20 protein-coding genes and 1 pseudogene are annotated in these 20,524 nt (G+C 62.3%); 13 read left to right on the top strand and 8 right to left on the bottom strand.

Features of this window, described 5'->3' with window-relative positions; all coding sequences use genetic code 11:
* From JCM12178_RS08210 to JCM12178_RS08165, 10 genes and pseudogenes are all read left to right on the top strand, one after another.
* A partial coding sequence (locus JCM12178_RS08210) for an NADH-quinone oxidoreductase subunit J (RefSeq protein ID WP_172677094.1) occupies nucleotides 1–225 on the top strand: 225 nt, incomplete at its 5' end.
* On the top strand, nucleotides 222–530 hold the full coding sequence (nuoK, locus tag JCM12178_RS08205; protein WP_054650396.1) for an NADH-quinone oxidoreductase subunit NuoK: 309 nt from the start codon (nucleotides 222–224) through the stop codon (nucleotides 528–530). The genes JCM12178_RS08210 and nuoK, both read left to right, overlap by 4 nt.
* Before the next feature lie 4 nt (nucleotides 531–534).
* Nucleotides 535–2,019, top strand: a complete 1,485-nt coding sequence (locus JCM12178_RS08200) for a monovalent cation/H+ antiporter subunit D family protein (RefSeq protein WP_054650394.1) — start codon at nucleotides 535–537, stop codon at nucleotides 2,017–2,019.
* Nucleotide 2,020: 1 nt separating this feature from the next.
* Nucleotides 2,021–2,287: a hypothetical protein gene (locus JCM12178_RS08195; RefSeq protein ID WP_054650392.1), complete on the top strand. Its 267-nt coding sequence runs from the start codon at nucleotides 2,021–2,023 to the stop codon at nucleotides 2,285–2,287.
* Nucleotides 2,271–4,106 carry a Na(+)/H(+) antiporter subunit D gene (locus tag JCM12178_RS08190; protein ID WP_054650390.1) on the top strand — a complete coding sequence of 612 codons (1,836 nt, stop codon included), beginning with the start codon at nucleotides 2,271–2,273 and terminating at the stop codon, nucleotides 4,104–4,106. Before JCM12178_RS08195 ends, JCM12178_RS08190 begins: the two co-directional genes overlap by 17 nt.
* 14 nt (nucleotides 4,107–4,120) lie before the next feature.
* Nucleotides 4,121–5,665, top strand: a complete 1,545-nt coding sequence (locus JCM12178_RS08185; RefSeq protein ID WP_054650388.1) for a complex I subunit 4 family protein — start codon at nucleotides 4,121–4,123, stop codon at nucleotides 5,663–5,665.
* 12 nt (nucleotides 5,666–5,677) lie between these two features.
* A complete protein-coding gene (locus JCM12178_RS08180; RefSeq protein WP_054650386.1) occupies nucleotides 5,678–7,105 on the top strand; it encodes an NADH-quinone oxidoreductase subunit N in 1,428 nt (475 codons plus the stop codon).
* Nucleotides 7,106–7,153: 48 nt separating this feature from the next.
* Entirely contained in the window at nucleotides 7,154–7,693 is a 540-nt protein-coding gene (locus JCM12178_RS08175) for a 4Fe-4S dicluster domain-containing protein (RefSeq protein ID WP_054650384.1), read from the top strand.
* A gap of 22 nt (nucleotides 7,694–7,715) precedes the next feature.
* Nucleotides 7,716–8,839: pseudogene (locus JCM12178_RS08170) on the top strand (sulfite exporter TauE/SafE family protein).
* Nucleotides 8,840–8,902: 63 nt separating this feature from the next.
* Entirely contained in the window at nucleotides 8,903–9,526 is a 624-nt protein-coding gene (locus JCM12178_RS08165; RefSeq protein ID WP_054650382.1) for a hypothetical protein, read from the top strand.
* Here JCM12178_RS08165 and JCM12178_RS08160 read toward each other — a convergent pair.
* The 8 genes from JCM12178_RS08160 to JCM12178_RS08135 form a co-directional block, all read right to left on the bottom strand.
* Nucleotides 9,523–10,566 (bottom strand): protein-tyrosine phosphatase family protein, encoded by a 1,044-nt coding sequence (locus JCM12178_RS08160; RefSeq protein ID WP_054650380.1) that lies wholly within the window; start codon nucleotides 10,564–10,566, stop codon nucleotides 9,523–9,525. The genes JCM12178_RS08165 and JCM12178_RS08160 overlap by 4 nt on opposite strands.
* Before the next feature lie 2 nt (nucleotides 10,567–10,568).
* The gene (locus tag JCM12178_RS08155) at nucleotides 10,569–12,998 is read right to left on the bottom strand and encodes a PEP/pyruvate-binding domain-containing protein (protein ID WP_054650378.1); all 2,430 of its coding nucleotides are present in this window, start codon (nucleotides 12,996–12,998) and stop codon (nucleotides 10,569–10,571) included.
* Nucleotides 12,999–13,011: 13 nt separating this feature from the next.
* Nucleotides 13,012–13,377, bottom strand: coding sequence for a response regulator (locus JCM12178_RS08150; RefSeq protein WP_054650398.1), 366 nt, complete (start codon nucleotides 13,375–13,377; stop codon nucleotides 13,012–13,014).
* 30 nt (nucleotides 13,378–13,407) lie between these two features.
* A complete protein-coding gene (locus JCM12178_RS19575; protein WP_245628679.1) occupies nucleotides 13,408–14,508 on the bottom strand; it encodes a two-component system sensor histidine kinase NtrB in 1,101 nt (366 codons plus the stop codon).
* Nucleotides 14,415–15,266 (bottom strand): hypothetical protein, encoded by an 852-nt coding sequence (locus JCM12178_RS19570; protein WP_245628678.1) that lies wholly within the window; start codon nucleotides 15,264–15,266, stop codon nucleotides 14,415–14,417. Before JCM12178_RS19570 ends, JCM12178_RS19575 begins: the two co-directional genes overlap by 94 nt.
* A 142-nt stretch (nucleotides 15,267–15,408) precedes the next feature.
* Nucleotides 15,409–16,359, bottom strand: coding sequence for a phosphate/phosphite/phosphonate ABC transporter substrate-binding protein (locus JCM12178_RS08140; protein WP_439646699.1), 951 nt, complete (start codon nucleotides 16,357–16,359; stop codon nucleotides 15,409–15,411).
* A 135-nt stretch (nucleotides 16,360–16,494) separates the two neighbouring features.
* Nucleotides 16,495–16,596: a MetS family NSS transporter small subunit gene (locus JCM12178_RS18260; protein WP_157054830.1), complete on the bottom strand. Its 102-nt coding sequence runs from the start codon at nucleotides 16,594–16,596 to the stop codon at nucleotides 16,495–16,497.
* 3 nt (nucleotides 16,597–16,599) lie between these two features.
* Nucleotides 16,600–18,108, bottom strand: coding sequence for a sodium-dependent transporter (locus JCM12178_RS08135; protein ID WP_054650374.1), 1,509 nt, complete (start codon nucleotides 18,106–18,108; stop codon nucleotides 16,600–16,602).
* A gap of 195 nt (nucleotides 18,109–18,303) precedes the next feature.
* Here JCM12178_RS08135 and JCM12178_RS08130 point away from each other — a divergent pair, with 195 nt between their 5' ends.
* Genes JCM12178_RS08130 through JCM12178_RS08120 form a run of 3 tightly spaced genes read left to right on the top strand, consistent with a single transcriptional unit; the run spans nucleotide 18,304 to nucleotide 20,449 of the window.
* A complete protein-coding gene (locus JCM12178_RS08130; protein ID WP_054650372.1) occupies nucleotides 18,304–19,149 on the top strand; it encodes a substrate-binding periplasmic protein in 846 nt (281 codons plus the stop codon).
* Between the two features lie 57 nt (nucleotides 19,150–19,206).
* On the top strand, nucleotides 19,207–19,572 hold the full coding sequence (locus JCM12178_RS17730) for a hypothetical protein (protein WP_245628677.1): 366 nt from the start codon (nucleotides 19,207–19,209) through the stop codon (nucleotides 19,570–19,572).
* Nucleotides 19,573–19,615: 43 nt separating this feature from the next.
* Nucleotides 19,616–20,449 carry a substrate-binding periplasmic protein gene (locus JCM12178_RS08120; RefSeq protein WP_054650370.1) on the top strand — a complete coding sequence of 278 codons (834 nt, stop codon included), beginning with the start codon at nucleotides 19,616–19,618 and terminating at the stop codon, nucleotides 20,447–20,449.
* Nucleotides 20,450–20,524 lie beyond the last annotated feature (75 nt).

Here is a 20,524-nt window from a genome sequence, read left to right as displayed (position 1 = left end):
CCCGTCGCGCTGGGTGCGGCGGCCATCCCCACCGCCATCATTGCGGCGGTCATCATGAAGACGACCCCGGAAACCACCCCGGTTCCGACCGACCTGCCGCTGGCCACCATCGGCGCGGCGCTGATGAACGAATACGTTCTGGCGTTCGAGCTCATCTCGGTGGTCCTGTTCGTGGCCATGGCCGGAGCCGTCATTCTCGGATTCGAAAAGAGGAGGCCCCGGTGAGCGCTCTGACCGCATATCATCTCGTGGCGCTGCTGCTGCTCGCGCTGGGAATCTACGGCTTTGTCCGCAGGAAAAGCCTCGTGGGCATGCTCATCAGCATGGAACTGATGCTCAACGGCGCAGGACTCTCCATCGCGGCCTCGGGTCAGCTGACAAGGGCCGACGCATCGCTGGCGCAGCTCTCCTCGCTGCTGGTCATGGGACTGGCCGCGGCGGAAGCCACGCTGGCTCTCGCCATCATCCTCGTGGTCGCCAAGCGCTTCGGCTCGGCGAGCGCACAAGACATCACGGAACTGAAGGGGTAAGGCCATGATGCAATTCATCGACACACCCCGCGTTCTCATCCCGCTGGCAATCACCCTTGTGGCCCCCGCGCTCGTGTGGCTCATGCGCGGCGACCAGAACAGGCGCGAAGCCGTCAGCTTCATTGCTGCGGCAGCGGCGTTCCTGTCCATGGTCTCCTTTGCACCGGGCGTGCTTGAGGGCACCATCTACACCTACACCCTGTTCACCCTGCTCCCCGGCGTGACCGTCAAGTTCGGCGTGGACGGGCTGGCAATGATCTTCGGGCTCATCGCCCCGTTCCTCTGGTTCCTGGTGACGAGCTACAACATCGGGTACATGCGCAGCCTCAACGAGCACGCGCAGACCCGCTACTACTTCTGCTTCGCCACGGCCATCTTCGGTGCCGTGGGCGTGGCCACCGCGGCAAACGTGTTCACGCTGTATCTCTTCTACGAGATCATCTCGCTGTTCACCTACCCGCTGGTCGCACACCACGAGGACGACGAAGCCTTTGCCGGGGCCCGCAAGTACTTCGTGTACCTGATGGGTACCTCCAAGCTGTTCTTCCTGCCCGCCATGGTCCTGACCTACGTGCTGGCCGGAACGCTGGACTTCCATCTGGGCGACCTCGTCAACGGCGTGTTCCCGGCAGACGCCGACCCGACGCTGGTGACGCTGACCTACGTGCTGTACGTGGGCGGGCTGGCCAAGGCGGCCATCATGCCGCTGCATAACTGGCTGCCCTCGGCAATGGTCGCGCCCACCCCGGTCTCAGCGCTGCTGCATGCGGTGGCGGTCGTCAAGGCGGGCGTGTTCTCCATGAGCCGCATCATGCTCTCGCTCTTCGGTGTGGAGGCCATGGACAAGCTCTTCCTCGGCATCCCCACTGCGTACCTCGCGGCCTTCACCATCGTGGCGGCCTCGATCATCGCCCTGACCAAGGACGACATCAAGGCGCGGCTGGCCTACTCCACGGTGAGCCAGCTCTCATACATCATCATCGGGGTGGCAATGCTCACCCCGGCGGCGGTGCAGGGCGGGCTGATGCACATCGCCCACCACGCCTTCAGCAAGATAACCCTCTTCATGGGCGCGGGCGCGATCTACGTGGCCACGCACATCAAGAAAATCAGCCTCATGAACGGCCTCGGCCGCCGCATGCCGTGGACCTTCGGCGCGTTCGCCGTGGCCAGCCTGAGCATGATCGGCGTGCCGCCGGTCTGCGGCTTCGTGAGCAAGTGGTACATGGCTCAGGGCGCAGTGACCATCCATCACTGGTGGCTGCTCGGTGCGCTGCTGGCCTCGACCATCCTCAACGCAGGCTACTTCGGTCCCATCATATTCCGGGCGTTCTTCCGCGAGCCCGCTCCCGGGGCCGCCATGGAACAGTATTCCGAAGCCCCGGCGGTCATGGTGGTGCCGCTGCTCATCACCGCCGCCATCTCGGTGCTTCTCGGGCTCCATCCCGAGACGTTCCTGAACTTCATCCACACCTTCAAGGGGTTCTAGCATGTTCAGGGAATCACTCGGCAACTGGCTCTACGCGCAGCGCAGCAAATCCGGCGGCTGGTTCTGGGCGCTCATCGCCTTCCTCGGCCTGCTGGTGCTCGCCAACGTCTTCGTTCATCCGCACCATCCGCACTTCGGACTGGACGCCTATCCCGGCTTCTGGGCCGTGTTCGGATTCGGCGGAGCCGTGATCATGGTCGCGGTACTCAAGAAAATCGTCGCCCCGCTGCTGGCGCGCCCGGAGGACTGCTATGACCGCGACCAATAGCCTCTTGGCCCATCCGGCCGTCTACTTTCTGCTGGCCTCGTTCGCGGTGCCGTTCATTCCGGGCCGCCTGCTCAAATGGCTGCTGCCGCTTCCGGCGATTCTGGCCGTACTTTCGGTCATCGGCCTCGACCACGGCACCTCCGGGGTGCTGGGCTGGGTGGACACCGAGCTCACCCTCTTCCGCGTGGACCAGCTCTCCATCGTCTTTGCCCATGTCTTCGCCATTCAGGGCGTCATCGCGCTGATCTTCGCCATGCACATCAAGGACAAGGGCCAGCACATGGCCTCGCTGGCCTATGTGGGCGGCGGCTTCGGCTGCCTCTTCGCGGGCGACTACCTGACGCTCTTCGTGTTCTGGGAAATCATGTCCGTGGCCTCCACCATGCTGGTGTGGCTGAACCGCTCCGACAGGTCGGTGCGGGCGGGCTTCCGCTACTTCATGTTCCACACCCTCGGCGGGCTGTTCATGCTCGGCGGGCTGCTGCTCCGCTGGGCCGACCTCGGCACGCTGGCCTTCACGCCCGTGGATCCGTCCGGGGCCATGTACTACGACTGGCTGATCATGATCGGCTTCTGCGTCAACGCCGCCGTAGTGCCCCTGCACGCATGGCTGCCCGACGCCTACCCCGAGGCCACCGTCACCGGCGCGGTCTTCATGAGCGCATACACCACCAAGACCGCCGTGTACGTGCTGGCGCGGGCCTTTGCCGGATTCGAGATTCTGGCCATCGCCGGAACTGTCATGTGCGTCTACGGTGTTTTCTACGCGACCATCGAGAACAATGCCCGGAGGATTCTCGGGTATCACATCGTCTCGCAGGTGGGATACATGGTGGCGGGCATCGGCATCGGCACGGCAATGACCGTGAACGGCGCCAGCGCCCACGCCTACGCCCACATCCTTTACAAGGGCCTGCTCTTCATGGGCGCGGGCTGCCTGCTCTACTCAGCGGGAACCGCCAAGCTCACCGAGCTGGGCGGCCTGGTGAAGCGGCTGCCGCTGGTCTTCATCTTCTACATGGTGGCCGCGGTCTCCATCTCCGGCATGCCCTTCTTCAACGGCTTCGTCTCCAAGACCATGACGATTACCGGCGCGGCCGAGGCGCACCGCACCTGGCTGGCGCTGGGCATGGAACTGGCGGCGGTGGGTACGTTCCTCTCGGTGGGCCTGAAGCTGCCGTACTTCGCGTTCTTCTCCAAGAACGACAACCCGGCGCGGGAACTCAAGCCCATCCCCATGAACATGTACGTGGCCATGGCCATCGGCTCGGCCCTGTGCTTCTTCACCGGCGTGTATCCCGAATTCCTGTATAAGCTGCTGCCCATTCAGGAAGGCGTATCCGTGTACTCGCCCTACATCGCGCACGTCACGGAAGCCATCGAGCACCCATACGTGCCCTACACCACCTGGCACGTGCTGCAGGCCTTCATGATCCTCGGCTTCACCGGCCTCGGGTTCTGGGCCATGCGTAAGGTCGTGGTTCCCCACGCCCAGCGCAACGTGGACTTCGAGTGGTTCTACATCCTCGGCGGCAAGGCGTTTCTGGCCATCTTCTCCCGCCCCTTCGCGTGGATCGACACGCGCTGGAGCGAGGTCTACCGCACGGTGGGCCTGCGGGGGCTGGTCGGCTCGGCCGACGGCTCCGCACGCTTTGACCGCGCGGCCATCGACGGGGTTGTGGACGGAACGGCCAAGGGCGTCTTCGGCATAGGCGGCGCGCTTGCCAAACTGCAGACCGGAAGGCTCCAGACCTACGCATCCGCGGCCCTGCTCGCGGCAATCGGCGTCGGCGTGCTGGCCTTCGTGCTGGTGAAATAAGGAAGGAGAGCGAAATGGTTGACTATCCCGTTCTGAGCGTTCTGATCTTCTTCCCGCTGGCTGCGGCGCTGGTGCTCATGGTGCTTCCGCTTCCGGAACTGACCATTCGCAGGTACACCCTGCTGGCCGGATTCGTGGAGTGCCTGCTGGCGCTGCCGCTCATTCGCGACTTCAAACTCGGCGACGCCGGATTCCAGTTCATCGAAAAGGCCGTGTGGGTTCCCCAGTGGGATCTGGCCTACTCGCTGGCCGTGGACGGCATCAGCCTGCTCATGGTCATCCTGAGCGTGGCCCTGCTGCCGCTGTGCGTTCTCTGCTCATGGACCTACGTGGGCAAGCGGCTCAAGGAATTCCACATCTGCCTGCTGCTCATGACCACCGCCTGTGTGGGCGTGTTCTCGGCCATGGACCTCGTGCTCTTCTACATCTTCTGGGAGGCCATGCTCATCCCCATGTACCTGCTCATCGCGGTCTGGGGCGGTCCTGAACGCCGGTACGCTTCCATCAAGTTCTTCCTGTACACGCTGGCCGGAAGCACGCTCCTGCTGGCCGCCATCGTGGGCCTGTTCCATCAGGGCGGCACCTTCAGCATCCCGGCGCTCATGCAGATGGACTTCCCCATGGGCTTCCAGACCTGGGTCTTCCTGTTCATGGCGCTTGCCTTCGCCATCAAGGTGCCCATGTTCCCGTTCCACACATGGCTCCCGGCGGCCCACGTTCAGGCTCCTTCCGCAGGCTCTGTGCTGCTGGCCTCGGTGCTGCTGAAGATGGGAACCTACGGCTTCCTGCGCTTCTGCCTGCCCATGTGCCCGGACGCGTCCATGTACTTCGCGCCCATGATGATCGCCCTGTCGCTGGCCTCCATCATCTACGGCGGCCTCGTGGCGCTGGGCCAGACCGACATCAAGAAACTGATCGCCTACTCCTCCGTGGCCCACATGGGCTTCGTGACGCTGGGCATCTTCATATTCAACCCGCGCGGCGCAGAAGGCGCGGTCATGGTCATGCTGAACCACGGCATCGTCACCGGCGCGCTCTTCATGATGATCGGTGCCATCTACGAACGCAGCCACAGCCGCGAGCTGGGCGACCATCTGGGCATGGGCAAGTACCTGCCCGCCTACATGGGCCTGTTCGGACTCTTCGCGGTCTCCTCGTTCGGCTTCCCCGGCCTGAACAGCTTCGTGGGCGAAGCCCTCGTGCTGATCGGCGCGTTTCAGGCCAAGACGAGCATCGGCCTGCTGGCCATCCCCGGCGCCATGCTCGCGGCAGCCTACATGCTGCGCCTCGGCCTGAAGATGGCGTGGGGCCGCCCGTCCTCGCCAAAGGACAAGGGCTGGCACGACCTCAACGCGCGCGAATGGGCCTACCTCATGCCGCTGGCGATCCTCGTGGTCTACATCGGCCTCGCGCCGGGGCTGGTCATGAAGGTCATCTCCCCGTCCACGGGCAAGATGATCGACGACTTCCACTCCCGGACGGCACACGTGGCCGACGCGCCGGAGCAAACGGTGCCCACGGTGCTCGCATCAACCGCCCTTCCCGGCGCAGGACAATAAAGGAGACCGTTCATGAACTTCGACATCATGCTCCTTCTGCCGGAACTTTCGCTGTTCGTCCTTGCGGCCGCGCTGTTCACCGTATCCGTCACCTCCCCTGGGGACGGCGCGGCCCGCAGGGCATACTGGCTGCCGTGGGCCTCGCTCGCAGTGCTGGCCGTGTGCCTCGGCTCGCTGAACGCGCGCGGCGTGATGTTCCACGGAACCTACATCGTTGACGGCCTCTCCCAGATATTCAAGGCCGCCATCGCCGCAGGCTTCCTCATCACTTCGCTCTTCACCCCCAACGCGCGCGGCGTGGACGACGACAAACGCGCAGACTACCTGATGTTCCTCGCGTTCTCGGCATGGGGGCTGATGCTGCTTTCCTCAGCCGCCGAGCTGATGACCCTGTACGTGGCCATGGAGATATCCTCCTACAGCCTGTACGCGGTCATCCCCCTGCGGGCGCAGAACAAGAACGCCGCCGAAGCGGGCGTCAAGTACATCATGTTCGGGGCCATGGCCACGGCGGTTGCGCTCTTCGGCTACTCGTACATCCTCGCCGGGCAGGGAACGGGCTTTGTTTCCGAACTGGCGGGCATGGACTGGAGCTTTGCCGGGAACCCGGCCGCCGCCATCGGCCTGATCCTGTTCCTGTGCGGCGTGCTCTTCAAGCTGGCGCTCTTTCCGTTCCACTTCTGGGCTCCGGACGTCTATCAGGGAACCGGAAACGAAACCGCCGCGTTTGCGGCGACACTGCCCAAGCTGGGCGCGGCCGCCGTTCTGGTCAGGCTCGCGGCCCTTCTGGCACCAAACCTTGAAATCACCTTCCTGCTGGCGCTTTTCGCGGCCGCGTCCATGACGCTCGGCAACCTCGCGGCGCTGGCACAGAAGGATTTGAAGCGCATGCTCGGCTACTCCGGCATCGCCCACTCCGGCTATCTCGTCATCGGGCTGGCCGCGGGCACTGCCGAGGGACTCGGTGCCATGAGCTTCTATGCGATTGTCTACCTGCTCATGAACATGGCCTGCTTCTGGGTGGTCTGCCACCTGCGTTGCGACGGCAAGAACCCGGTCTACGACGACCTGAACGGGCTGTCGAAGAACGCGCCGGGACTGGCGCTGGTGCTGGCGGTATCCGCCTTTGCGCTGGTCGGCCTGCCGCCCACGGCCGGATTCATGGGCAAGCTGTTCCTGCTCACGAGCGCGTGGAACCACGGGTATGCGTGGTTGGTCATCGTTGCGGTCATCAACACCGCGCTGGCCATCTTCTACTACCTGAGCCTGTTCCGCCACGCCTACACCGCCGAGACGGGAGGCGCCGTGAACCTGAGGGACAGAAACTGGATGGGAACCGTCGCCGGTACCGTCATGGCCGCCGCCATTCTCGTTCTCGGCGCGCTGCCCGGCGGTCTTTACCGGCTGGCTCTTGAGGCTGGAACCACCCTCTTGCCCTAACTACTGACCGGACCGGCACGGACCGGTCGGATTTCAGGAGGAAACCCGATGGCTGATTTCGTCATAACCTTCAACCAGGATCGCTGCATCAACTGCTATGCCTGCGAGACCCACTGCAAGGCCAAGAACCGCGTGCCCGAAGGCGCACGTCTCGGCCAGCTCATCTCCGTGGGCCCCGTGGACAAGGGCGGCAAGCCGCGCGTCCTCAACATGTACATGACCTGTTTCCACTGTGCGAAGCCGTGGTGTGTCGGCGCATGTCCCACCGGGGCCATGATGCGGCGCGAAGACGGCATCGTCTATGTGGATCAGGATCTGTGCGTCGGCTGCAAGGCCTGCATTCAGGCGTGTCCGTGGCGCATCCCCCAGTGGGACGCCGTGCACGGCAAGGCGATCAAGTGCGATTTCTGCCGGGATCGCATTGACCGCGGCGACAAGCCCGCCTGCGTGGAAGCCTGCTGCGGTCACGCGCTCGAGTTCAAGGAAGTCAATACCGCGTCCGCCGACAAACGGCGGGATTATGCGGAAAAGGCGCTGTTGAAAACCCAGGACCCGCATGCGGTATTCGCCGCTGTCCGTAAACCGTAATACCTTTGAGAGGAGGGATCTCATGTTCAAAAACCGTAACGTGCTCATTGTATTTGCAGCACTGGCCGCCGTGCTCCTGCTTCAGGAGAGCGCCATGGCGGACCGCCTGGCCGACGCCATCAATCAGGCCGTCGAAACCGGCGCAATGGACGCCAACGCCCAGAAGGGCTACCTCGCATCCCCGGCGCTCCCGAACTGACCTGGTGGTGGGGCCTCATCTGGGCGATCTGGGTAGGCTGGATTTTCTCCACCGTCGGCGCATTCGGCGGCATCATGGCCGGTGTCGGTCACATCACCATTTATGGACTCGGCGACTACGCCAAGAGCTTCGGCAAGTCCATGAAGATGAACAAGGTCGTCACCGACTCCATCCGCGTGTCCAACCAGTGGCTGGTCGGCTGCTCCGCAGGTCTGTCCACCTTCAACTACTGGAAGATGGGCCGTCTGGTGCTGCCGCTGGGTATCGCACTGGCGCTGGGCTCCGTGGCCGGTTCCTGGCTCGTGCCCGCACTGACCGCAGGCAAGATCAGCCTGAAGGCCTACATCGGCTACTTCGGCCTGTTCGTGCTCTTCCTGGGCTGCTACCTGTTCTACGAAACCACTCCGGCCGGTCAGGCAGGCAAGAAAGCCGCCAAGGAAGCCGCACAGAAGTTCCAGGCTTCCGTTGCCTCCGGTGAAACCTCTGCAGACATGGGCGTCAAGGTCCAGACCTTCACCCCGACCCGCTGCGTCTTCACCTTCTTCGGCGTTGAATTCTCCTTCAACCCGCTCATCCCGCTCGTCGGTGGCTTCATCATCGCGGCCCTGGCCTCCTTCCTCGGCGTCGGCGGCGGCTTCCTGCTGGTGCCGTTCCTGACCTCCGTGGCAGGCCTGCCCATGTACCTCGTTGCCGGCACTTCCGCCGCAGCAGTGTTCATCGGCATGATCAACTCCATCGCGTCCTACATGCTGCTTCGCGGCACCCCGGTCGAGTGGTCCCTCATCGGCGCCGAGCTTATCGGTATCGTGATCGGCTCCCTGATCGGCCCCCGCACCTCCAAGTACATCCCGGACGTGTGGCTGAAGCGCCTGTTCGTGGTGCTCGCCGTCTACGTCGGCATGCGCTACACCCTCAAGGGCTTCTTCGACATCGCCCTGTGGCCGTAGGCACAAACTGAACCAACAGGGGGACCGCCGCGTGCGGTCCCCCTTCCCAATACCGGAGTTACAATGGGTTTCTTCCATTCCCTCAACGTCTTTCTCGACCCCTTCCTGATCTGGTCGTTTCGCATGATCAGCCAGCCGGAGGTCGGCTTTGCCATGGGAATCGCCTTCCTGTGCCTGCTCACCACCGTCATCGGCGAGCTTTCCATGGCCGGCATCTATTTCATGAACAAGGAGCATTTCGCGGAACACAACCGCGAGATGGTGCGCCACAACAACATGTCGCTACGTTCGCTCCTGGTTAAGAACAAAGAGGGATTCAAAGCCCTGAACAAGCAGGCCAACGAAGAATTCGGCAAGAACTTCTTCTCGCGCATCGCGCTGTTCGGCGCATCGCTCTGGCCCGCGTTCTTCGTCATGGGCTGGCTGGACTTTCGTTTCGGCGCGGTGGATTTCTTTGTGCCGTGGGTCGGCAAGGTGGGACCGGGCTTCTTTTTCGTGCCCGCATACATCGTAATCCGTATCGTATTTGAAAAAAGCAAGAAGTGGCTGCCCGTGTTCCGCACCATCGCCCGCAAGGTCTCGGAAAACGAAGAGACCGAAGAAGAGCTTATGGGCTACACGGAACTGGAGAACGAAGCCAAGGCCATGAACAGCTCGCAGGAACCCGAACAGGAGCCCGCCCGCTAGACGCAGCCGGTCTGGCCCATCATGAGCGTGAAGAACCGCTCCACATATTTGCCGGAAATGACCTCCGAGAGCGGAAACTCCGGCTTCTCTTCAAGAAATTCCCCGGTAAGGGCGAACCAGATGTCAGCCGAGAGCTCGTCGAGCCTCGGCTGAATCTTTTCCCAGAGCCGCTCGCTGGCCTCGCCCTCAAGCCCGAACATACGACACAGGACCGGCCTGTGTTCATACAGGAGGCACGTCGTATCCCAAAGGGGACACTTCGCGCCCACATCGGCCATGCAGACCTCGGCCCCGCGCTGCCTGCGCTTTGCGGAACGCTCCTTGCGCGAGACATCCACGGCCCGGTCAATGAGTTCTATGCGCTTCTCGCTGCTCAGGGCAGTGTTGCGGGCCCGGCTGAGGGTCACGGCCTCCACAAAGCAGAGGTTGATGGGGATGTGCGAACAACTGTCGTGGTCCTTTCCGCAGCGGTCGATGCCAGCTTCGTCCACCACGTCCTCGATGGTGGCCACCAGCTCCAGATAATCGCCGATGAACGGCGTCAGGTCCACGGCACGGTTGAACTCGAGGGACGGCTCCCGGCAGGTGAGTTGCCCGGTCTCCTTGCCGTACTTCCTGACCGCACGCCACTGGGTAAAATTCGCAGGCCCGTCATGCAGCCCCTTGAGCCGCTTGCCCGCAAGCTTGTGACCGAGGCCGCGCCGGAGCAAATAGGAGTTGAGGATGGTCCCGGTGCGCCCAACGCCGTGACGGCAGTGCACGTAGACCTTCTTGCCGAGATACAGGGCCTCGTCGAGCCAAGCCAGCGCCTTTTCCAGTTCCTTGAGCGCCGGAGCCTCCTCGTCGGGCACCGGGAGATAGTAGACCTCGAAGCCGTACTTTTCCTCAATGCCCTTGAGGTCGGGGAACTCCCCGCACAGGTTGAGGATGCCGGTAATGCCCTGCTTCCTGAGCCAGTCCAGCGCAGTGCTTGACGCAGGCGCGGGACCGGCGGCGAGATAATCCGTGACCCAAACGACGGGTTCTTTTCTGCCGAACACGTCTAGTCCTCCGTTCCCGGCCGTTCGGTTTCCTCGATAAAGGTCGCGGCCAGCTCCGCAGGGTCGCTGTTTTCGTCAAGCCGCACATCCATGAGACGGCTGTGGGCCAGCAGGCGGCCCACCAGAACCAGCCGTTTGCGGGTGTCGTTTTCCTCCAGCCGAGAGCAGCGTGCGTCGAGCATGTCGCCCTTGATGGAGACCTCGAAATCCCTCGACTCCAGCACGGTCCTGATGAAATCAAGCCTGCGGATGCGCTGCTCCCAGTGTCCGCCGCCGCCCTTGAAACGCAGGTTGATGTGGTTCTGGGGCGCGTCCGGCCCGCAGACAGAGTCCACTACCGCGAAATGATAGCCGAAACGGAACATGAAGTGGGCGTAGTCGGCCGCCACCACCGCGTAGCTGGCCAGCGCACGGGAGCTGTTGGTGATGATGCCCGCGCTGATGCGGTCCAGCTCCTGCCAGTCCACCATGGGCATCTGCTTGTCCCAGTCGATGCCGCTTCTGGAAAAACCCCACCAGAGCGCCCACATGGGCGTGCTGGTCACGTCTTCGGGCGAAACGGTGGTCTCCTCCCGTGCGTGAGAAAACAGGCCGCCGCCGAGGTCGAGCAGATACAGGGCCATGGGGATGCGTGTCTTCAGTTGCTTGACCCGGCCCATTCCCTTGCCGCCACGGCCCACAAGCGAGAACATCTCGCGCACGGCGGTCTCATGGGTGAAGCGGATGACATCGTGGATGGAGCGGCACCCTTCCGGGGCAAAACCCTCGTCCTCGGGATCGGTGAGATTCAGGGTGGAAAGATGCTGCATGACCGAATCCAGACGCTCGGCCACCACGTTTCGCTCGATGTGCCGCCGCTTTTCAAGCCCCGGAATGCGCCCGGCATAGACGCTGCCGCGCTCGGCGTCCACGGTTACCAGTCGCCCTTCGATAAGCTCCGAAGCATAGGGCGAGACCAGCACGGGAAGACCGAACTCGCGGGCCACCGAGGCAAAATGTCCTGCCCGGCTGCCGGTTACGGAAATGACTGCGGAAAGGCGATCCATGATGCCCACCAGCTCGGGAATCAGCGAGCGCGTCACCAGCACCGCCCCTTCGGGCACGGTGTCCGGCATTCCGATGGAATGCACCACCCGGCCTGCGCCGACACCTGCGGAGATCCGCACGCCCCCGGAAATGAGCACCTCCATGTCCTGCGGCTCTTCAGGACGAACAGCGGCCGCCTCCTCGCTCTGCATGGGGCGGGATTGAAGAATATGCAGGGCTCCGTGGGAGTCCGCAACCCACTCCACGTCCTGCGGGCCGCCAAACAGTCGCTCAAGCCGATAGCCGGTCTTGGCGAGCTGGAGCAACAGGCCCGCGCCGGGCTTTTCGTGGTGTGCGGGCTTTTGCAGGATTACCGGCTCATCCTCACGGGTCAGGCAGTAGACGTTGGGTTCGCGACGCCCGCTGACCACGCCCCCGGCGTGTCCTTCCACGGCGTACACCGCGGTGACGCCGCCCACGCACTGGGTTGCGTCCGCGTCCTTGGTGTACATGACTCCGGCAACCGACGAGGTTATCATGGGCTGGATGAGCACGGCCATGTGCGTCTCGGTGTCGGAAAGGCCCTTGAGCATCCGATACGTCACCGCCTTGGGCGAGTATTTCCCGGCCAGAACCTCCCGGTACGCCTCGGGAAGATCCTCGCGCTTCACGTCCATAAAAGAATCATACTGCCCGGCAAAAGAGAAACGACCGTCTTCGGCCACCGCGCTGGACCGGACCGCGTACGGCCCGCTTCCGATGTCCACGGTGCTTTCGAGCATCGGATGCACGATCTCGTCGGGCACTGGCGAGTCGAGGATCAACTGCCGCATGGCCCGGCATCCTTCCTCGATGCCCTTGGGGTCGCCAAGACGCAGTTCGCGCAGGATCGCGTCCAGCGAATCGCGCAGATTGTTTGCTTCAATGAAATAATGAAAGGCGCTGGCCGTGACGACCACGCCGTCGGGCACGTTCAGGTCGGTCTCATTGACCACACGGCTCAGGCAGGCCGCCTTGCCCCCCGCGATCTCCGGGTCGTCTGCCTGCGAAAGGCGAAGCGCATAGGGCGGCTCCAGCGCGGGCAGGCCGGTATCGAGCCCCATTCGCACGTAGAAAGCGGCCTTGGAAAAGAACTCCCGAAGACCCATGGCGGCCGTGGGCGACATCTCGTCAAGGCAGTCCACCATTTGCGAGACCTCGCCCTCAAGATCCTTTTCCACCTCCAGCACGCGGCTGTAATCCACCACCTCGACCCCGGCGTGCATCTCTTCCATGTCCGCCAGCAGCTCCAGCGCCCGGACATCATGCTCCAGCAGCTTTCGGAACGCCCCGTACCGCTTCCGCAGAAGCGCGCCGGGGGCAAAGACGCCGTAGGTCCAGCGGCGCAGCAGTTCAGTAATCAACATACACTCTCCCGGATCACTCACCGGTCGAAAGAACGTCCTCCACCTTGGCTTCCAGTTCGTCCTTGTCGATGGGTTTCACGCAGTATTCCGCGGCACCGAGCCGCACCGACTCCCGCGCCGTTTCAAGCGTCGGATAGCCGGTCAGCATGATCACTCTGGTCTCTGGGCTGAGTTTGCGCATTTCCTCAAGCACCTGAACGCCGGTCATCTTCTTGAGCTTTATGTCAAGAATCGCCAGATGCGGCTTATACTTGCCTACGTATTCGATGGCCTCCTCCTCTTCGGTGAAGGGGGTGACCACATGTCCCTTGCGCGTCAGAATGCGTTTTATGAGCAGTCCGGAATCGTAGACGTCGTCGAGAACGATGATGTTCGCCATGTTGCTGCACTCCATTTTCCTGCGCCCGCGCTACGACGTGTCGAGCGGCAGATCCACTGTGAAAAGCGCTCCCGGTCCCGCCGGGGCGCCGTCTTCGGTTTCTGGCCGATGCTCGTCGGGCACCGGGCTGGTGACGGTGATGTCGCCCTCGTGGTCTTCCACAATGCCGAAGGACACGGACAGTCCCAGTCCGGTCCCCTGCCCCACCGCCTTGGTACTGAAAAACGGATCGAACACCTTCTTGAGGTGCTCAGGCTCAATGCCCGGCCCGGTGTCCGAGAAAAACGCCGTGACCGTCCGCCGCCCGATATTCAGGCTCGTGGCCACCCGGATGGTCCCCCCTTCGGGCATTGCGTCGCGGGCGTTGTTCAAGAGGTTGATCCAGACCTGCTTGAGCTTTTCGGGGTCACCGTAAATGATGGGCATGCGTTCGTCGAGTACCGTGACGATGCTGACCCGCTCCATCTCGAAGGTATGCCGCACCAGCGTGACGGCCTCCATGACCGAGTTGTTGAAGCACATCTCCTGCTTCTCGCTCACGGACTGACGGGAGAATCCGAGCAGGTCGGCCACGATCTTGCGGCAGACCTTGGTCTGCTTCTCCACGATGCCAAGGTCCTCTCGCATGGCCTCGTCCTGCGCATCCTCCTTCAGGAGCTGTGCGTAGCCGAGGATGATGCCGAGCGGCGTATTGATCTCATGGGCCACCCCGCCCGCCAGCTTGCCGAGGGATTCCATCTTCTGGGCCTGAATGAGCTGCGCCTGATAATTCTTGATCTCGGTAACGTCGCGTGCGCTCTTGAGGACGGCGTTGACCCTGCCGTCATGCCCGCGCACCGGAACCCGGATGACATGCATCCACATGGTCCGGCCATCGCGCTTGCGCCGTATTTCCTCTCTGGTGCCCTGCCCCGTGGCGAAGACCCGAGCCAGCTTTTCCTCACTAATGTGAACCTCTTCGGGGTCCAGGAACTCGGTCTCCTTGCGGCCCACCACGGACTCGGGGCTCAGGCCGAGGGAATCCGCGTAGGCACGGTTCACGGCAAGGAAGGATCCGTCTTTATCCTGAAGCGTGACCCAGTCCGGGGTGGAGTCCAGCACGGTTCTGAGAAGCTGTTGCTGCCGGGCCATGGTCCGTTCGGCCTCATGCAACTCGCCCAGATGAATCTGCAGCGTATGCACCAAATAGTCGAAGGTTTCCGCGAGGTCCTGAATCTCGTCCCCGACGTTCTCGCGGTAAACCTCGCAGTCCTGACACCCGGCTCCGCCCTTGTCGCTGTCGAGGTTCCCGGCAAGATACCAGCACCGCCGCTCCGAGTCGCCGTAGGCGGACAGGCGGTCATGGTGCAGTTCCGCACCTCCCAGCAGTTACGGGTCAGCTTCGGGCCGGAGCTGCCGCTCAGCTTGCCGGTGACAAGGGCCTCGGCGTGCCGCCGGAGCTCGTTGATGCGGCTCGTAACCTTGTTTGCGAAAAGCGAACCGAGGAAAACCGCCACCAACAGGGTGCCCAGCGAAACGCCCATGACCGGATGCAGCAGCTCGTTGATGACGCCCTGAATCTTGGAGCGAGACAGGCCGACGCGCACCGTCCCGAGCCGCTTCTCGGCAACCTCCACCGGCACGGCAAAGTCGTAGACGTAGCTGCGCCCTGTGTCGATGAGCACGGTGGCGCTCTCCTCAACCGGAGGGAGTTCGTTGGCCTTCACCAGCCCCACGGGCATCCCGCGGCTGAAGGTGTGCGCCAGCACGTTACCGTCCCGGTCGAGGATGAAAGCGTAATCCACGTTCTCATCCACGTCGCGCACGCCGTCCACCAAGTCCTTGAGGAGCAGGAAGTCGGCGGAGAACATGGGGTCAAGGGCGCGCAGGGCGAGGTTCTCGGCCAGCACCAGCCGTGCTTCTTGTTTTCATTGATGAGCACGCGGGTGGACAGGGTGCTGAAGGTCAGCGCCAGCAGCACGGCCGCGAGCAGCACGATCATACTCGTGCCAAGGCCGATTTTGGTACTGAACCGCAGCCTGTCGAGCGCCTTCACTGTGCGCCTCCCTTGTCACCCAGCACGGACCCAAGCGAACGCACCAGCCGTCTGACGGGTGCATAATCCGCGTCGGAAGCCGGGATGATGCCGCGAATCCCTGCGGCGTTGAGAATGACCGCGTCGTCCGGGCGGTTCAGGTCAAGGGCATACATGGCGCTGGCGATGCTGGCCACCTGCTCATGGGGCATTCCACTGCGTGCGGCGTAGACCCACCCGGGATACAGCGGGGTGCGCTTGAGGACCCGAATCTGGGAAAGGTCTATCCTGTCCTTGAGGATGTCGAGGGTTCCCTCGCGGATGGAGCCGATATCGTAGGCCCCGGCGTAAACGCCCAGCACGACCTTCTCCTGCTTGCCGCCCGGTCCGGGGGCAAAATCGATCCGCCTGAAGTCTTCCGGATAGATGCCGTTCTCCACAAACAGGCCGAGGGCAAAGAGGTAGCCGCCTGCCGAAGAATGGTCCACGGCGATCCAGCGGCTGCCGCGGCAGTCGTCCAGCGATTTGATGGCGTCATTGTCCGCGCGGCAGATGATCTCGCCCCGGAAACTCGGCCTGCCGGACGGCTCGATGACTCTGGCAAAGGCCCACGCTCCGCTTTTGGCGAGCCGCAGATAGATCATGGGGTTGGAAAAGGAGATATCGATTTCACCGCGCTCCACCATCTTCACGTGCTCGTCGAAGGTGTCCGGGAAAACCTGCCTGAAGGCCAGCCCGGTGGACTGGCTCAGGTATTCGATGAGCAGATGATGCCGTCCGTAAGAGACCGCATGGGAGTATTGCGGCAGATAGGCGTAGGTCACCGCGTCCTTCTGGACGGGCAGCAGGACTTCTTCGCGCTTGGTGAAGTCCACGTACACCGCGTCCTCCTCCCCGATGCACCCGGAGAGGAGCACCAGCGACAGGGTGAAGAGCGCCCATACGAGCAGTTTGCAGGAAAATCGCATCGGCATGAGCGTAGCACACCGGAAGAACGGAGAAAAGCGGGTATTGCCCCCTTTCCCTTCCGCATCTCGACAAAAAAACCGGGCCGTCCTTTGGAAAGGACCGGCCCGGGGCTTATAGTCAGTAGCGCTCCGTTACTATTCGGAGTTCTTCTTCATGGCCAGACGGATGCAGAGCGCGGCTCCGCCCCAGGTCAGACCGAGGCCGAAGATCATCATGATGATGGACGTGGTTTCCATGGTCTAGCTCCTCTGACGGAAGGTGTTGTTCTTTGCCACATGATCGGCGAATGCGCACTCGCGGCAGGGGAAGATCATGGAGAGCACGATGCACCCGAAGAGAACCAGCCAGCCGAACAGGACCACCGCGGTGGTGGAGTAGCCGCCGTAGTTGGCGGTGAGGTCGGTGTACAGGTTCATGAGCACCAGCGCGCCGAGCATGAGCGGCGTGACGATGCGCAGGCAAATGGTCCAGATGCCGCCCACGGCGAACTCGGAGACCTTGTTCACGTAGCGGCGCATGCCTTCGAGGTCGCAGAACCAGGCAACAAAGGCGATCTCGGCGAAGCCGCCGATGAGAATGCCGAAGTTGTTCACGAAGTGGTCGACGATGTCCAGCAGGTACAGGCCGCCGCCGGTGGTGAACAGGCTGCTGACCATGAAGCCGACACCGCAAACGAGGCTTGCGGCCTTCCTGCGGCTCATGCCGAGCTTGTCGATGAGCGCGGAGACCACGGCCTCGGTGATGGAGATCATGGAGGACAGGCCCGCCACGGTCAGGGCGAGGAAGAACAGCACGCCGAAGAACACCGGCATGGGCATCAGGTTGATGGCCGTGGGCAGGGTCACGAAGGCAAGGCCCACGCCCGCCCCGGCAACTTCACTGACCGGAACGCCCTGCTGTCCTGCCATGTAACCGAGCACGCTGAAGATCATCAGGCCGGAGAGCATGCTGAACCCGCAGTTGATGAACACGGTCATGCAGGCGTTGTTATTGATGTCGGAGTCATCCTTCAGATAGCTCGAGTAGGCCAGCATAATGGCGAACCCGACGGAAAGGCTGAAGAATATCTGCCCGAAGGCGTCCGCCCAGACCTGCGCCTTCATGATGGCGGAGAAGTCGGGCTTGAAGAGCCAGTTCAGGCCGTCCATGGCACCCGGCAGCATCAGGCCGCGGCCGATGAACACCAGGACCAGAATGAACAGCAGGGGCATGAAGATCTTGTTCAGCCGCTCCACGCCGCCGCGGATGCCGGTAAACACCGCGCCGAAGGCGATGACCCACGCCGCAGTGGCGGCCCCGAAGATGTTCCACTGGATGTCGCCGAGGTTCATGGGCGAATCCGTAAGCCCGAGGAACTCGCCGAAGAAGAAGTCCTTGGGTGCCTCGGTCCAGCCGAGGGAGAAGGACATCAGGAAATAATCAATGGCCCATGCGATGACCACCACGTAGTACGTGGCGATGATGAACGCGACCAACACCTGCCACCAGCCGAGCCACTCGGCCCGTTTGGAGATGGAGGCGAAGATTCTGGGCGCGGACCCCTTGAAGCGATGGCCGAGGCCGTACTCAAGGATCATGAACGGGATACCCGCCAGCAGCATGGCAACGAAATACGGGATCAGGAACGCCCCGCCGCCGTTTTCATATACCATGTAGGGGAAACGCCAGATGTTGCCGAGGCCGATGGCCGACCCCACGGCAGCCATGATGAACCCGGCACGCGAACCCCATGTTTCTCTCTGTTGCATTGTGAAAAAACTCCTTTCCTTTCCGAAAACGGTCATCCGAAGACAACCGCACACGCTATATATTAAAATTCGCGCACAATACTGCGCAAAATGAATTGCGGAAAATGCCATTAGAACACATTTCGCCGTTTGTCCATGCCGAGCTTTTTCCCTTGAAAGTAGACTTTTCGTGCTCAAATTCGTAATATGATGGAAATGAAGAAGTATTTTGGCCACGCACTCTTCTGCGCAATCCTTGTGCTGTTGCCGCACGTCTCGTCGGCAGACACGAGTCCGCAAGGGGACACCCCCCTTTCCGTTCGCGTGGTCACACTTTACGGATACGCCCCATACTGCTTCACGACTCCCCCCGAAACGCACATCCTCTCGGAGAGACTCGCTCCGAGCGAGGATTCACGCATGTTCAGGGGGTACAGTTGGGATGTCATGCGCGAGGCCCTGCATGGAGCCGGATACACCATCCACCTGACTGTCGTGCCGTGGAAACGCGCCTATTCCGGCATCCTGCACGGCGAGCACGACATACTCTTTCCCGCCACGCCCAGCACAAAACGCAAACGCTTTTTTTCCTTTGGAAACGTTCCCGTTAACGACTCGCGAGCCCTGCTTTATGTGAGGCACGGCAACCGCATCGAGTGGACCGGACTCGACGGCCTCGACAACATGGACATCGCCGTGGAGCGTGGCTTCAGCTATGGCGACGACTGGGATGAACTCGACCCGGACAAGGTTCGCAAGATCCCCGTAAACAGCATCGAACAAGGATTCGCCATGCTGCTCAAGGGTCGGGTGGACGCCTTTGCAGGATACGAGGCCAACTGGGATTTCGTGGCCCGCCGCCTCGGCATCGGCGACAAGCTCAGCAAACTCCCAGTCTTCAATGAGGGCAGAGAGTACGCAGTGGCCCTGAAAGACAACGCCGACGCAATCCGTGTCTTGAGAATTCTCGATGCCCGGCTCAAGGCCATGCAGCAACAAGGACGCATCGACGCGCTCCGCCGGAAGTGGCAGCTTACCCCCCTCACCCCGCCCGCCCCCTAAGCCTTATCCCATAACCGTCCGATAGGACGTGTGAACCGGCAACAGGGAGCGTTGCCCATGCACACGAACCAAGTGGACGACCGCACGGTGTTCGATTCATATTTCCGGATGGACCCGGAAAAGGACGCCGAGGACAGGCTGGCGCTCAAGCGCGAGGCGCTCAAGGATTACGCGGAGTTTTCCGAAAGCGCTGTCAGCCTCTGGAACAACGAGGAAAAGGCCCCCCTATGGGACGGGTCGTTTTCACTCGACCGGCTGGAAAGCCGCATCCGAACGGTGCGCGGGGAAATCTCGGCCATCTGGAACTCGGCCCTGCCCGACATGGAGAAGGCACGGCAGATCGGTGCGCGAAAAAATGAAATTGCGCTGCTTCAGGCAGGACAGTTCACTTTTTCTCGCGCTATGACCACACGACGAGTCTAAATCGATCTTTCCTGTTGTCTCATAATAAAGTATAGAATCGGGGATGCAGAACGCCGCCCTGACCCACACGCGCGCCATTTGGTGCGCTTTCGTTGCCATCGTCCTGCTGGCACTGTCATGCTTCGCCGCCCCAGCCTCCGGGCAGGATATCCGGGCGGCAGGGGCCGCATGGCCGCCTTGGATCATGCGTGCCGGTTCCGAGCAAGCCGGAATCGCAATCGACGTGCTTCTTGAGGCGGCGCGACGCAGCGGCCTGACCGCCAGCTTCGACATCATGCCCCGCAAGCGGGTGGAGTTGCTCTTTCAGGCAGGAGAACTCAACGCCGAGCCTGCCATCCACAAACCATGGCGCAGCTTCGACCCCAACTCGGACTTCACCGAACCCTTCGCCCTGACCAGAAACGTCCTCATGGCGAGAGCCGGACAGTACGCGCCTGTGAACAACCCGCGAGAACTCCCGCACCTGACAATAGGCACCAACAGGGGCTTTCATTACACCGACGGGTTCGAGACCCTCTTTGCGCAGGACAGACTGGAGCGCGACGACTGGGATTCAAGCAAAAGCCTCGTGAACAAGCTTGTCTCCGGACGAGTGGACGCCTGCATCATCGACCTTCAGGAGTTTGCATACTGGACGCAGCGGCAATCGCTCTCCATGAACGACTTTCAGACCATCTATAACTTTCAGGAACCGAGCAGGCTGCGCATCCGCATCCACAAGGACGCCTCCCACACCATCCCGCTTCTGAACCGGGCGCTTCTTGAAATGAAGCAGGACGGCACCATCTACGGCATTCTCTGCAAGTACCTGCCATCTCAGACAGCTCCGCAAAGCTGCTGTCCTACGGGCAAGGGCTGCGACGTCGAGAGCCCCTAGACCACCCGGCGGGGCATTGCTGGCCCCAATAGGCAGCCCCGTTCCAGACGATTGAACAATTCCTGACTTTTGCGC

The organism is Salidesulfovibrio brasiliensis JCM 12178 (assembly GCF_001311825.1).
Lineage (GTDB): Bacteria > Desulfobacterota > Desulfovibrionia > Desulfovibrionales > Desulfovibrionaceae > Pseudodesulfovibrio > Pseudodesulfovibrio brasiliensis.
The sequence above is the reverse complement of the archived record's forward strand: the minus strand, read 5'-3'. Positions and strand labels throughout refer to the sequence as shown.